This window comes from Mucilaginibacter sp. (assembly GCF_036568825.1).
Taxonomy (GTDB): Bacteria; Bacteroidota; Bacteroidia; order Sphingobacteriales; family Sphingobacteriaceae; genus Mucilaginibacter.
In genome coordinates this window covers 51217-64560 of the sequence record NZ_DATCRU010000071.1, presented here as the reverse complement: position 1 = coordinate 64560, position 13344 = coordinate 51217, and the positions used below count along the sequence as shown (strand labels likewise).

The following is a 13344-nucleotide window of genomic DNA, read 5'->3' as shown; positions in this document are numbered from 1 at the left end:
TTTAACATACTCAGCAACAACCCTATGGCATACGATGAAAAATTAGCCGACCGCGTTCGTGAGGCGTTAGCAGATATTCCGAATGTGGAAGAAAAGAAAATGTTTCGCGGCGTTACCTTTATGGTCGATGATAAAATGTGCGTCAGTGTAAGTGGTAATGAACTCATGCTTCGCCTCGACCCTGACCTTACCGAGCAACTGGTAGAAGAACCCGGCATCCGTCCAATGGTTCATGGCGGAAAACACATGAAAGGCTTTATTTATATCAGTACCGAGCGTTTCAAGAATAAAAAGGATTTCGATCACTGGATAAATTTAGCCCTAGACTTCAATCCCAGGGCTAAATCATCAAAGAAGTAATAAAAACAGGGTGTCATGCTGAGGCACTCGAAGCATGGTGCGGAGGGCACCTCTACACGCGTCCTTCTACCAGCATTTTATTTGTTCTACTTCACAACCTCCTCTACCATACTACTATTATCCTTACCATAAATCTTAGCAATAGCTTTCACAACAGCCCCCTTTTTGGCTTTAAATGGTTTTGTATACTCGTTCCCTTCAACAAATGCCGGCGTAACCTCATCCGTTGTGTAATAGATTTTTGCATCGGCAGTCGCACAAGTAATGCTGACCATGCCATTGCTACTGCTTACTACTGGTTTTTTAACTATACCCACATATTTAGCAGTACGTGCATCACGAATAACGCCTTTCCAGTTCATACCAAAACCAAAATCATAAGTATGGCCATCAGCATCTTTATAGCAAACCATGTCATGCGGAATATCCTCATCCTGTAGCTCAACTGTTTTCATATTCGCAGGCATCTGGAATGGCAATAGTCCTGATGGTTCAACTGCACCGCTTAAAATATCCAGTATAGCTTGATTTTGCACACCGAAGTCAGCCACTATCGCATTAGCATCCTTCTCAAATTCAGCCGGAACGACTGGTTTGGTCATTGTTAACACGACCACTACCGGCTTGCCTTTCATCGCTGCTTTGGTTTCACGAATAGTTTTTAGATCGTTATAGTTTCCTGCGGTAACGGTTTTGCCTTTATATGTACGGTTGTCGATTCCCGGTTCAACGGGATCGCCAGCAGCAATACTGTGCGCTCTTGCATATGTTGCAGTGTATTCCCCATATTGCAAAGAGATGGGCACATATCCGTTACCGCCTTTAGCTACATCTTCCTTATCATATCCGGCACCACCATATGGACTGCTCACAAATACCACTGCACAATCAGCTTTAGCAGGATCATCGGTATAATTAAAGTATTTGGCGAACAGCTCCGGCTTAACGGCATCATCCCAATGCTCTTTTGACGGTGGTCCGAAAAAGCCCTGCATCGAAGGTGTATATTTTTTAGGTAGATAAACGGCAATGCCCTTTTTCAATGGCAATACGTGATTGTTATTTTTCAGCAAAATGATTGACTTCAACTGAGCATTGTATCCTGCGGTCATAAACTCCGGTTTGCCTACAGTTTCCTTTGAGTTAGATACATTCAGGTAAGGATTTTCAAACAAGCCTGTACGGAAGATGTTAGTTAATAGTCGCTGAGCGCTTTTCTCAAAACGTGCACGCATAAATGCTTCACCGTGTTCCTTCACGCCCATTTGATAAGCTTCTATTACTGGTGCCGAGTCATTGTTACCGCCAAACTGGTCTACACCTGCCATCAGGATTTTATAATGCCTTTCGGCAACAGTTTTGGTTTCCATCCCCCACGATTTACCTGCAAAAATGTCCGGCGTTTTACCTTCGTCAGCAGTTACACCCCAGTCGGTACAAACCACGCCATTGTAGTGATATTTCTCTCTCAGAAGATCAGTGATCAGGTATTTATTATAGCTGTTGCCTTCATTTTCCTTGTTCTTAGTATCACGACCATAGGAGATGGTATAATAAGGCATCACAGCCGCTGCCATTTTGGTTTTGCCATTCAGTTTAAGAGCACCATCCACAAAGGATATAAGATGTTCGTCAAAATTATTCCCAGGATACACAGCGAACTTACCGTAAGCAAAGTGAGCATCCCTTCCGGCCTCTTCCGGACCGCCGCCCGGCCAGTGTTTCATCATCGCATTTACGCTGTGATAGCCCCAGCCATCTTTTATCTCGCTCTCGCCTGTTGAGGTTTGGAAGCCATCCACATAAGCACGCGCCATATCGGCATCCAATTGCGGGTCTTCACCAAAAGTGCCATTAATACGCGCCCAGCGTGGTTCAGAACCCAAATCGATTTGTGGTGATAAGGCCGTAGCAATACCCAACGCACGATATTCCTGCGAAGCAATGTGCCCGAATTCCTTTACAACACCCGGATCAAAGGTTGCAGCCAAGCCCAATTGATCGGGCCATTGCGATATTTTGCCTCCTGCTCCTGCGGTATACTCAACACCTGACGAAGTGCCATGACGAGGATCAGAGCTGTTATTTGCCGGGATACCCAGTCCTGCACCCTCTACCAATGCTTGCACATTGTTATTCCACCGTGCAGCTATTTCAGGACTTTGTACCGATGTGATCAGCACGTGGCGCAGGTTGTCTTTCAATAAAAAGCTCTTTTGCTGGTCGGTTACTTCAGCAGCATCTATTCCACCTTCACTAAATTTTTTACCGTTGTAAGTACCGCCTGCAAATGGGCCGCCGCTCATTGCCGGTATAGCCTGGTGCGCACTGTAAAGCATCAGGCCGGCTATTTGCTCCAGCGACATTTGCGAGGCCAGGTCTTTAGCCCTTTCCTCAACCGGCAAACGCCAGTCTTCATATTTATCCAGCTTGCCGTTTTTGTTCAGGTCCTTAAAAGCCAGGCCATCAACAGTCAGAATTTTTATGCCTGATTTGGACGAATAACCCAATGTCGGGCCGTTTTGGTTCTTTACCAGCACGATGCCATCGCCGTCATCAATGCTTGTCCACTGCGAACCGTTATTGGTACTGCTGATAATAGTTGCCGCAAACGCAAGCAGCGACAACGAACTGACAAAATAAATTGCAGGACGGGTAATGCTTCTCTTCATTTTTTAGTGAATGGTTGATTAAGTTAGATTAAGTTGATTGAGTTGGATTAAGTTATTTAGTCGACTATGCATTTTAACATAATCAACCACTCACTCAATCAACCTAATCAACTAAAATTGGCTATTGTGTACTTATGACACAACTAAATGTAGTTATATAATTGATATATCCAAAATTTAATAGATGAATAGCGCATGAATACCGATGGGTAGTTAGTCAGAAACGATAAAATACCCACCTCGTCATGGCGAGGAACGAAGCCATCTCTATACTATACAGATCAGGGACCTTGAATTAGTTTATTCCCCGATACGAGAAAATATCGAATTTGGAATTACCCCAATTCTGTTAATTCTTAAATTCGGAAAATTCAGGTTCAGACAATTAATCTTTCTAATTTTACTACCCTAATCCACATCACCATGAAATCATTCACCGTACCCACCTATGACCAGGTGGCCGACAACGCCAAACCTGCATTCGACCGTTTTATCAAGATCATGGGCAAAATGCCCAATCTGTATGCTACCATTGGTTATTCGGCCAATGCGCTCAACTCCTACCTGACTTATGTAAATGAGCAGGCACGCGGAACCTTCCACGCTAAAGAACGCGAAGGGGTTTACCTCATCGTATCACAATTAAACGGTTGCGAATATTGCCTGGCCTCGCATACGCAATCAGCCATCAAAAATGGTTGGACTGAAGATGAAACGCTTTCATTGCGTGCAGGCACTTATCCTGATCAAAAATGGCAGGTGATCTATCGTGTTATCAAATCAGTAATTGATGACAAAGGACAGGTGAACGATGATCTGCTTGATGAGTTTTATACCTTAGGTTACCAGGAAGCTGCTATTATCGATCTCTTGGTGCTAATCAATGTGATGAGTTTCACAAACTATGCTTTCCGCCTGATGCAAATACCTATCGATTTCCCTTTGGCAAAAGATATTTAATAAGTGCTTGTTGTTCTGATTGTATTTTACTAAATTTGTTAGCATGAAGCGATCGGGAAGTGCTGACCTGCCTTTGCATTATGGCTATGTGCCCAGGTGGCTGGCCGAACGTATGGCAAAGCTGGGTCTGGCTGTGGTGGAAACAATTGTGATGGATTATGGGAAGAATGAGGTATTAACGCGTATCAGCGATCCATTCTGGTTCCAGAGCTTGGGTGCGGTAATGGGTATGGACTGGCATTCATCAGGGATTACTACCTCGGTAATGGGTGCTCTAAAGCGGGCTATCAATCCACATAGCCGCGAGTTGGGAATTTACATTTGCGGCGGCAAAGGCAATCATTCACGCGAAACGCCAAATGAATTATTAAAGATCAGTGAAAAAACAGGCCTCGACGGCAATCACCTGGTAAAATGCAGTAAATTAAGCGCCAAGGTAGATAACACAGCTATACAGGACGGTTTCCAGCTTTATACCCATAATTTTATTCTGAACAATGAAGGTAAATGGGCCGTCGTGCAACAAGGCATGAGCGCACAAAGCAAAACAGCACGCAGATATCACTGGCATTCAGAAACGCTGAGCTCTTTTGTGGATGATCCGCATACTTTCATTTATGGTCAAAACAATGGCTATATATTAAATATGGCTGATAAACAAGCATCAGATTCGCGCAGTGGTGTGATGCAAATTGCTGCAGAAAAACCAGATAAAATGCTGAGCGAGATCAATAAACTAGTGATGCCATCTCATCATGATGTTCGGGCAAAAGATGTTGACTTAAAACGCCTGGGTGCAGTACTTTGGCTTGCACAAGAGAAAAGGCCTTCTGACTTTGAAGATCTGCTTTTACTGGAAGGTTTGGGGCCTCGGACATTACAATCTTTGGCACTAGTAAGTGAAGTGATTCATGGCACACCATCACGGTTTAAAGACCCTGCCCGTTTTTCTTTTGCGCATGGTGGCAAGGATGGTCACCCCTTCCCTGTTCCCACAAAAGTTTATGATGAAACCTTGGGCGTATTGCAAACAGCTATTTATAAAGCCAAACTTGGTCAAACCGAAAAAAGCGAAGCTATCAAACGCCTTTCCAAAATAGCTGAGAACGCTGAAAAAGATTTTTTACCCAACGCCAATTTCGATAAAGTAATAGACCAGGAACGAAAGGATTCCTGGCGTTATGGCGGACGGACGGTGTTTGGAAAAGCAAAGCCACCTGTGGAAATGCAGTTGAAACTATTTTAATTTCGGAATTCGGATTTACGATTTCGGATTTAAAAGTTTAAAATTAGGATTTAGAAATTAGGGTTTAGAATTTTTCATCAAAACCCTTGTATCTTTCCAATAAGAAAGGAAAATGTCGAGATCAAGACAACCAAAATAAACAGGTGCACCAGTATCAATACCCACGTGCCGAGATTGCATCTTACCAGGTAATAGAATATGGTGTAGTCTTTCTTCATTTTCTATATAAAGATACTTACTTATCTTGATTAACAGAGAAATTTTAATTTTCGATTTTGTTAACCCTATATTAAATAAATGTTCGTATATTTAACTAAAAGTTACAAATCATTCCTCTGATTTCTACTGTTCATTAGGCCCTTTCATTATTAAAGCATTAAATTATGAAAGACCCGCCTTTATTTTTTTCCGTCAGTCATATTATTAAGCCATTCAATACCAAGCTGATCTATGGTGTCAGATATCATGAGCTGGATTATTTCTTACTTAAGACTTTAGGTATTGAAGACTGTGAGCAACTGGATAATAATTCCCGTCTGGATTCAGAGGTACTGTATAAAATTTGTGAAGTGATCACGCAGGTAGAAAAAGAATATAAAAAAGCCCCTCCGCTGGAATTCATCAATATGGATGTCTTTAATATCCTTCTTAAAGATGAAGATATGGCAATGAAAAAGAACGGTAAAAAATCAAAATAATAAACCTTATTACAATTTTCCTGATTACATTTCTTATTGAGCCTGCAGCCACATCCGAATAGTGTAAATGAAAACAGCACCTTAAGTAAAACTTTTATTGTTGACAAAATTAATTGATTATCAACTAAATATAAATCACAACCAATAAACTTAATCAACACAATCAACCATTCAACTTATCTTAATGTAGCCGCAATAGCCTTTGCCGAATCAAAATGCATTTCAATGGTTGGAAGAATTTTTCGTGCAAGTACCTGCACGGAGGGTTCTCTTTCCTGGGTTTCTTCCCTGAAAAGATCAACAGTCTTTTCATGATCGGCTACCATTGTCTTCATGTAGGCTTTGTCGAACTCAGTTCCTGAAAGTTTAGACAGGCTATCGATCAGTTTTCTATGTTCGGGGCTAAGGACATCATGCTGATTGATCAATTCTTTTTTCCTGAGCACTTTTAAATCTTCAATTCCCTTTGTATGATCGGTGATCATCATTTTTGCAAAGTGCAATATCCGGGGATTTTGAGATACATGAGTGGCCACGTTTGCTAATTTAACCTCGGTACGACCGCCATCTATTGCTGTATTGATAAAGTCAAGGCTGCTTTGATTTACTGTAGTTTCCTGGTTAAAATTATTTGCTTTCTTGGGGTCATCGCATGATGATACTACATAGAAAGCCGGCACAAGCAATGCCAGCAAAAATTTGGTTTTCATAGCTGAGTTTTTAGGTATTTATGTCGAAAAAACAACAGGAATGGTAAAAGGTTTACCTAATCGGTAAATAGTTATAGTGATAAAGAATTATTCTTTCTTTAAAGTTTTATTCCGGATAAAGATCACAGTCATAAGTGCACCCAGAAAGCCAAGGCCTGCAGATATTTTCATGATACCGCTATAAGCATGGATGAAGCTATCCCGATAACCGGTGCTTATTGTTTTTCTGTATTTTGAATCGACTTCCTTCGGCACTTTGGCATTACCCAGGTTTGCAGCCTCTTTTACAACAGCTTGTTTATCCTTTGCATCAAGAGGAATTGGTTGAAGCTTATCCTGTAATGCTCCAGCGAACAATAACACGGCCAGCGCTCCGAAAATAGCATTCGCAAAAACATTGGCTATACGTGTGAGTGCGTTATTTACTCCGGAAGCCGTACCTGACAGGTGATCGCTAACCGACGTCATTATTGTTGCTGTTAACGGAGCAACTGTAAAAGACATCCCCAGGCCGAACACGATAACCCCTGGAAAGAAAGTTGTCCAGTAATCAGAGGGGCCGGCGGTTTGTTTGACGAACGATAAAATCAGTAATCCTGCACCTGCTGTAGCCGGTCCGATGATCAGGAGTAAACGAGGTCCATATTTGTCAGCCAACGAGCCTGCAAAACGGGCAATTGTTATCATCAAAACAGTAAATGGCAAAAAGGTCAAGCCGGATTGCAGCTGACTATAACCCTGCACCTGCACCAGGTTGAGTGACAGGAAAAGCATCCCCGCTCCTAAACCGGCGTAAAGAAAGAAGGTCAATAGGTTTACGCCGGTAAAGACCGGATTTGAAAATAAATACAAAGGCATCATCGGGTGCTTGCTTTTCTTTTCGATAACAAGAAAAACGATGAGCAGAATAATTCCCCCTAACAATGTCAGATACACCTGTGGCGATTTAAAACCCAATGCCGGTATCCGTAAAAAGCCAAACGTGATGAGAGCTAAGCTTAAAGCAATGGAAATTGCACCTGCGACATCAACTGCTTTATCAGCATCCTCGTTCCTGCTTTCTTTTACTTTGAACACTAAAATGACCAATGCAACGATGCCGATTGGGACATTAATGAAGAATATATAACGCCAAAGACCTGCATCTGCCAATGCTCCGCCTAGAATCGGGCCACCCATGGTCACAACAGTAGTTATAGCCGACCAGGTACCAATGGCCTTACCCCTTTCGTTTTCATTTATAGATGATGAGATCAATGACAAGCTGCCTGGAATCATTAAAGCTCCCCCGATACCTTGTATAATTCTGAATATAATGAGGAGGAACACAGTCGGTGCGAAACCACAGGCTGCTGAGCCAAGGATAAAGACAAATATCCCCAGCATAAATACCTTTTTACGGCCGAGCTTGTCGCCCAATGAACCGCCGACAAGGATTAATGACGCCAACATTAGCAGATAAGCATTCAGCAGCCAGAAAAGGTCGGCACCAGTGGCATTCAGGCTTTTTTGAAGAGCAGGTAAAACAACATTCAGTGCAGTGGCATCAATAAATGCCATAGCTGAAGCCAGTATGGCCGAAACCATGATCCATTTACCTTCAGCGCTTTTTAGTGCGACCGTTGCCATGTGTTATTGTCAGAACCCGAATTTATGGAATTTTAGAATTAACAGAATTCTAAAATTCAAACTTCCGCTTTAAATTCTGTGTATTCATCAATTCGAGAAATTCTGGTTCTGACAACCTACGCCAAATTCCTCCCCGCATTCACAATACCATATACCGTACGGATGACAAGCTTGTTGTAAACGTCGTTCAGTTCAGGATGCTCGTTCCGATTAAGGCATTGCAACGCATAATGCTGTATGATAACGAGAGGCAGCACAATCTTTTCGCGCACAGAAATTGACTTCTTTTCAACAGGATATTCCTGCATCAAAGTATCCGTGTCGGTTAGTTCCAATATCATGGTTTTAGTGAGCTCGAATTCATCTTTCAGCATTTTCCAGAAAGCGGCGAATTTCTTGTCTTCTCCCAAATAAGCAGTCACACGGAAGTCTGATTTAGACATCGACATACTGCAATTGTCCAGCATGGTTTTAAAGAATCCGGAATTATGGTAGAGTTGTTTTACTTCGTCCCATTTACCATCCTCTTTCATTTTTTTCAATGCGGTCCCTACCCCATAAAAACCGGGAATATTTTGTTTCAGCTGGCTCCATGAAGTTACAAAACTGATGGCACGCAAATCTTCCAATCTTAATTGTGAATCGGCATTACGTTTGGTTGGCCTGCTACTTATATTGATTTTCGATAATAATTTCAGAGGGCTGTATTTTTCCAGATACTCCACAAACAACGGATGCTGTCTCAAATCCATAAACAGGTTATAGCTTGCATCAGCCATTTCGGATATCAATGCTTTGCTTTCCATATTCAGCAAATCATTTTCATTTGGTTTTAACGAGGAAACGATGCCCGCATTGATCAATTGCTCCATATTGAAACGTGCAGTTTCGGCGGAACCGTATTGAGAACTTACAGTTTGACCTTGTACAGTCAATTGGATATGTTCATTGGCGATCTCGCTGCCCATTGAGGCATAAAAACGATGTGTTTTGCCACCACCGCGAGCCGGTGGGCCTCCACGCCCGTCAAAAAATGCCAGATCAATACCGTATTTACGTGCCATTGCAGTCAGCTCGACCTTTGCTTTGTAGATTGACCAATTTGCCATTAGATAACCGCCATCTTTGGTACTATCTGAGAAACCGAGCATAATTGTCTGACGGTTACCCCGACGTTTTAGGTGTTCTTTATAGAAAGGATGAACATACAAGCTTTCCATTACACCCGCAGCATGGGTCAGATCGTTCACCGTTTCAAATAGCGGCATAAAGTCAACGCTCAATGTATCTTTTCTCCAGCCACTCCACAGGAACAGGTTCATCAGTTGTAAAATATCCGAAGAACGCTGGCAGTTGCTGATTATAAACCGTTGACAAGCCTTCTGCCCGTTTGATTCCTGTATCTGCTGAACAAGACGGATAGTGTTCAGCGTGTCCTTTGTCATGTCATCGGCATCATCAGGGCAATGAAAATCAGCTTCATTAAAAGGAATAGCTTTTAGCTTTTCTTCTTCGTTTAAGTTTTCATATTCCTTAGTCAGGCCTGATTTGATCTGGGATTGCTCGATACAATATTTAAATACGTTGCGCAAAACACGGCTGTCCTGCCTGATATCCAGGGTCGCGAAATAACAACCGAACAAGCGAACTTTCTGCAGCATGCCATCCACGATATTTACAAAAAGCCCACCATGATCGGTTATCAGCGTTTGTTTAATTGAATCTAATAGCGATAGCAATTCGCCTTGCAAATCTTTTGGATTAGTCTGAACGTTAAACGCATTTTGATAAAGCAGCTTCTCGAGTCTTGATATCGTTTTTTCAATGCCTCTGAAAGTGATGCGGCGTTTCAGTATTCTGAAATCGCGGTAATAGCTGCGGAACACAAACTGTCTTAATAAGTTGGCTACCGAAGCTGTAGTTTCAGTAGTTACATTTGGGTTACCATCACGGTCGCCGCCTGGCCAGAAACCAAGTTCTAAGACCTGGTGGGCTCCAGTATGATCGATATTAAACTCTTCCTCTAATTTTGATACAATGCTCGAAATAGCATGGTAAAAGGTGTTTTCCAAGAACCAAACCAAACTGGTCGCCTCGTCAACAGGAGTTGGTGAAGTTTTATTAAAGAATGGCGTTTTACCTAATTGCTGAAGCAGTACATCAATATTATTCAAATCGTTATGCTTCAAGGCTTCGATCAGGTCGGTCATTATACCTAATACCGTACCCGGATAAAATTGTGTCGGGTGTGCAGTAAGTACAAGTCGTAAAGAAAAATTCTTCAGTTTTTGGCTGATCTCGTCTCTTGTTTTGTCGTTTTGAGCAGCCAATTGCAAGAGACTGGCCAATGAGCCGCTGTCATCCGTTCGGCCGATCTTATTAAACGAAGAATCCTCAACGGCATCGAACAATACCACCTGTCGCTCGATGTACTGAATAAACCGGAACATGCGATTGATCTGTTCCTGGTGATCAATGCCTGGAACATATTTTTTAAAAAAGGATTCGATAATTTCGGTTGGGGATGAACAGGAAGCCGTGCCCTTTTCGCAATGCGAACTAAAAAACGGAAGTAATATACCCGTGTCCTTCACCTGGTAAAAAGGTAACGTCTGGAACAGACTGTTATACAACTCAAATCTGGTGACAACTTCCTGATTAAAAGTTGTTTCTCTGTGGCTGAGTTTTATAGGTGAGGACATAAATTTTGGTAGCTTGGTGTACGGGTTTATAAAATTTCGCTGTGAATTTAATCATATTAATGACAAAAACCATTAAAATATGAATATTTATTAATTTAAACTGATTATTAATGCAATAATTATCAAAACATCCCTTAAAGATTTAATTTTTGTAAATTCGCATACGCATTTTTCCATCTAACCCGACCGATGAAAATAACCATCCGCGAAATAAAGAGTTTCTTTTACAGCCAGTATTTTTCCGATGGTATTCGCACGAGCATTGGCATTTTATTACCTGCGTTAATACTTAATTACTTAAATCAGTTTGAGTTAGGTGTTACGCTTTCATTGGGGGCGTTATGTGTGTCGGTTGTAGATACACCCGGCCCGGTGATGCACAAGCGTAATGCGATGGCAATATGCAACCTGTGTATTTTTATAGTTGGCATTGTTACGGGGTTTGCCCGAATGAATGTCGTGATATTAGGGATTGAGATTGCCGTATTTTCATTTCTTTTCTCCATGCTGATCGTCTATGGTACGCGTGCTGCTGCTGTAGGGACCGGGTCGCTATTGATGATGATCTTTATGATCGAAAAAGGCCTGCCGGCAAATAAGATACTGATCTACAGCTTGGAGGCAACATTGGGCGGTATATGGTATCTGACGTTTAGCGTCTTGTTTTTTTCTATACGTCCCTATCGCGCGGCCCAACAAGCCTTAGGTGAAAGCATCCTTGATGTGGTAAAATTCCTTCGTATTAAAGCTGATTTCTATTTGCCAAGTACTGACATAGATGAGAACTACCGCAAGCTGGTTTCGCACCAGATACAGGTGAGCCAGCATCAGGATGCAGTACGGGAGTTGCTTTTTAAAACGCGTATATTAATAAAAGAATCCACTAATGCCAGCAGGGTTTTGGTTTTGACATTTATCGACTTGATAGACCTTTATGAGCAAATATTGGCTACACACTACGACTACCAGCAGGTAAGAGAGAAATTCGGCGATACAGGTATATTGGAAGCTATTGCCCGGGTATTGGAGCAAATGGCTCATGAGCTGGAGAATATTGGCTATGCGGTATTATCCAATCGACGCTATAATCATTCGCATGATTTTGATGCCGAACTGGAACAGCTTAAAAAGAGAATTGATGAGATAGCTGCAAAGGATATCGGCACAAGCAATCTTGTATTAAAAAAGATATTGATCAACCTGCGTGACCTGAATAAGAACATTCATAATATTTTTGTCTATTACAATTCAAGATCGTCAAAAACACTTATTGATAAGCCAGAGGATGTAGAATACTCAAAGTTTGTAACGCACCAGGATTATGCCCCGCGAATATTTTTTGATAACTTTTCCCTGTCCTCCGGCTCATTTAAACATGCGTTGAGGGTATCGCTGGTTTGTGTAATCGGTTTTACAATAGCTAAACTGTTCGCGCTTGGTCATCATAGTTATTGGGTTTTATTGACAATCATCGTGATCCTGAAACCTGGTTTCAGCCTTTCCAAACAACGTAATTATCAGCGTTTAATAGGTACCATAGCAGGTGGTGCTATCGGTATATTGATCTTAACAGTGATAAAAAACACCGATGCACAGTTTATCTTTTTTATCATATTCATGTTAGGTACCTATAGTTTTACCCGGCTAAACTATGTAGTAAGCGTTATTTTTATGACACCTTATGTGTTGATACTGTTCAAGTTTTTAGGAGTTGGACACTTAAACCTGGCCGAAGAGCGGATTATAGATACAGCTATAGGATCCTCTATTGCCTTTGTGGCAATGTATGTTATCTTTCCTACCTGGGAGTTTGAGCAGGTTAAGGACAACCTGCGCGATACAGTATTTGCCAACGTGAATTACCTGGTGAGAATTGCCGAATCCATCACCGGCAAAACAGTTACAGTTACCGATTACAAACTGGCCCGGAAGGATATCTATGTAAAATCAGCCAACTTATCTGCCGCTTTTGAGCGGATGACCTCGGAACCCAAGAGCAAACAGAAAAAGATACGCGAGATACATAAATTCGTAGTGCTTACACATATTCTTTCCTCCTACCTGGCTAACCTGGCATCCAATGTTTCAGAAAAAAATCTGCATAAAACACAGCCGGATAATGTAAGGCTGCTCCGAAAAAGTATCAACGTATTAAATGAAACCAGCAAAAAATTAGGAGGTAAATGTGCTGATTTTATAACCGAAAGGACTATCATGCCAGATGAGAGAAAGTCGCCTACGCCAAATGAGACCTTGCTGAACGAGCAATTAGGTTTTATAAATAAAATAAGCTACGATATTGCCAGGGTGACAGACAATATATTGGCTTAATATTGAGAAACGATAAAGGCAACCCATTGGATTGCC

At 41.7% G+C, this 13344-nt stretch carries 10 protein-coding genes; 5 read left to right on the top strand and 5 right to left on the bottom strand.

The window, feature by feature from the left end:
- The first annotated feature begins 24 nt into the window (after window positions 1-24).
- Window positions 25-360: a TfoX/Sxy family protein gene (locus VIM89_RS16250; protein ID WP_488157227.1), complete on the top strand. Its 336-nt coding sequence runs from the start codon at window positions 25-27 to the stop codon at window positions 358-360.
- 86 nt (window positions 361-446) lie between these two features.
- Here VIM89_RS16250 and VIM89_RS16245 read toward each other — a convergent pair whose 3' ends face one another.
- Window positions 447-3032: a glycoside hydrolase family 3 N-terminal domain-containing protein gene (locus VIM89_RS16245; protein ID WP_488157226.1), complete on the bottom strand. Its 2586-nt coding sequence runs from the start codon at window positions 3030-3032 to the stop codon at window positions 447-449.
- A 423-nt stretch (window positions 3033-3455) separates the two neighbouring features.
- On the opposite strand from VIM89_RS16245, the gene VIM89_RS16240 reads away from it, so the two are divergent.
- Both VIM89_RS16240 and VIM89_RS16235 read left to right on the top strand, forming a co-directional pair.
- Entirely contained in the window at window positions 3456-3992 is a 537-nt protein-coding gene (locus VIM89_RS16240; RefSeq protein WP_488157225.1) for a carboxymuconolactone decarboxylase family protein, read from the top strand.
- Window positions 3993-4035: 43 nt separating this feature from the next.
- Window positions 4036-5238 carry a DUF763 domain-containing protein gene (locus VIM89_RS16235; RefSeq protein WP_488157224.1) on the top strand — a complete coding sequence of 401 codons (1203 nt, stop codon included), beginning with the start codon at window positions 4036-4038 and terminating at the stop codon, window positions 5236-5238.
- A gap of 77 nt (window positions 5239-5315) precedes the next feature.
- Here VIM89_RS16235 and VIM89_RS16230 read toward each other — a convergent pair whose 3' ends face one another.
- Window positions 5316-5456: a hypothetical protein gene (locus VIM89_RS16230; protein WP_488157223.1), complete on the bottom strand. Its 141-nt coding sequence runs from the start codon at window positions 5454-5456 to the stop codon at window positions 5316-5318.
- Between the two features lie 165 nt (window positions 5457-5621).
- Between VIM89_RS16230 and VIM89_RS16225 the strand changes: the two genes are divergently transcribed.
- Window positions 5622-5936 carry a hypothetical protein gene (locus tag VIM89_RS16225; RefSeq protein ID WP_488157222.1) on the top strand — a complete coding sequence of 105 codons (315 nt, stop codon included), beginning with the start codon at window positions 5622-5624 and terminating at the stop codon, window positions 5934-5936.
- Window positions 5937-6112: 176 nt separating this feature from the next.
- Here the strand turns inward: VIM89_RS16225 and VIM89_RS16220 are convergent, their stop codons facing one another.
- From VIM89_RS16220 to VIM89_RS16210, 3 genes are all read right to left on the bottom strand, one after another.
- The gene (locus tag VIM89_RS16220; protein ID WP_488157221.1) at window positions 6113-6646 is read right to left on the bottom strand and encodes a DUF4142 domain-containing protein; all 534 of its coding nucleotides are present in this window, start codon (window positions 6644-6646) and stop codon (window positions 6113-6115) included.
- A gap of 87 nt (window positions 6647-6733) precedes the next feature.
- A complete protein-coding gene (locus VIM89_RS16215) occupies window positions 6734-8275 on the bottom strand; it encodes an MFS transporter (RefSeq protein WP_488157220.1) in 1542 nt (513 codons plus the stop codon).
- A 116-nt stretch (window positions 8276-8391) separates the two neighbouring features.
- Complete coding sequence (locus VIM89_RS16210; RefSeq protein ID WP_488157219.1) at window positions 8392-10977, bottom strand: phosphoenolpyruvate carboxylase; 2586 nt, start codon at window positions 10975-10977, stop codon at window positions 8392-8394.
- Between the two features lie 189 nt (window positions 10978-11166).
- Between VIM89_RS16210 and VIM89_RS16205 the strand changes: the two genes are divergently transcribed.
- Entirely contained in the window at window positions 11167-13308 is a 2142-nt protein-coding gene (locus VIM89_RS16205; protein ID WP_488157218.1) for an FUSC family membrane protein, read from the top strand.
- The last annotated feature ends 36 nt before the right edge of the window (window positions 13309-13344 follow it).

Excerpts from the sequence above, each read along its gene's own strand:
- VIM89_RS16235 (WP_488157224.1), top strand. The coding sequence starts at position 4,036 with ATGAAGCGATCGGGAAGTGCTGACCTGCCTTTGCATTATGGCTATGTG.
- VIM89_RS16250 (WP_488157227.1), top strand. The coding sequence starts at position 25 with ATGGCATACGATGAAAAATTAGCCGACCGCGTTCGTGAGGCGTTAGCA.
- VIM89_RS16240 (WP_488157225.1), top strand. The coding sequence starts at position 3,456 with ATGAAATCATTCACCGTACCCACCTATGACCAGGTGGCCGACAACGCC.
- VIM89_RS16230 (WP_488157223.1), bottom strand. The coding sequence starts at position 5,456 with ATGAAGAAAGACTACACCATATTCTATTACCTGGTAAGATGCAATCTC.
- VIM89_RS16245 (WP_488157226.1), bottom strand. The coding sequence starts at position 3,032 with ATGAAGAGAAGCATTACCCGTCCTGCAATTTATTTTGTCAGTTCGTTG.
- VIM89_RS16205 (WP_488157218.1), top strand. The coding sequence starts at position 11,167 with ATGAAAATAACCATCCGCGAAATAAAGAGTTTCTTTTACAGCCAGTAT.
- VIM89_RS16210 (WP_488157219.1), bottom strand. The coding sequence starts at position 10,977 with ATGTCCTCACCTATAAAACTCAGCCACAGAGAAACAACTTTTAATCAG.
- VIM89_RS16220 (WP_488157221.1), bottom strand. The coding sequence starts at position 6,646 with ATGAAAACCAAATTTTTGCTGGCATTGCTTGTGCCGGCTTTCTATGTA.
- VIM89_RS16225 (WP_488157222.1), top strand. The coding sequence starts at position 5,622 with ATGAAAGACCCGCCTTTATTTTTTTCCGTCAGTCATATTATTAAGCCA.
- VIM89_RS16215 (WP_488157220.1), bottom strand. The coding sequence starts at position 8,275 with ATGGCAACGGTCGCACTAAAAAGCGCTGAAGGTAAATGGATCATGGTT.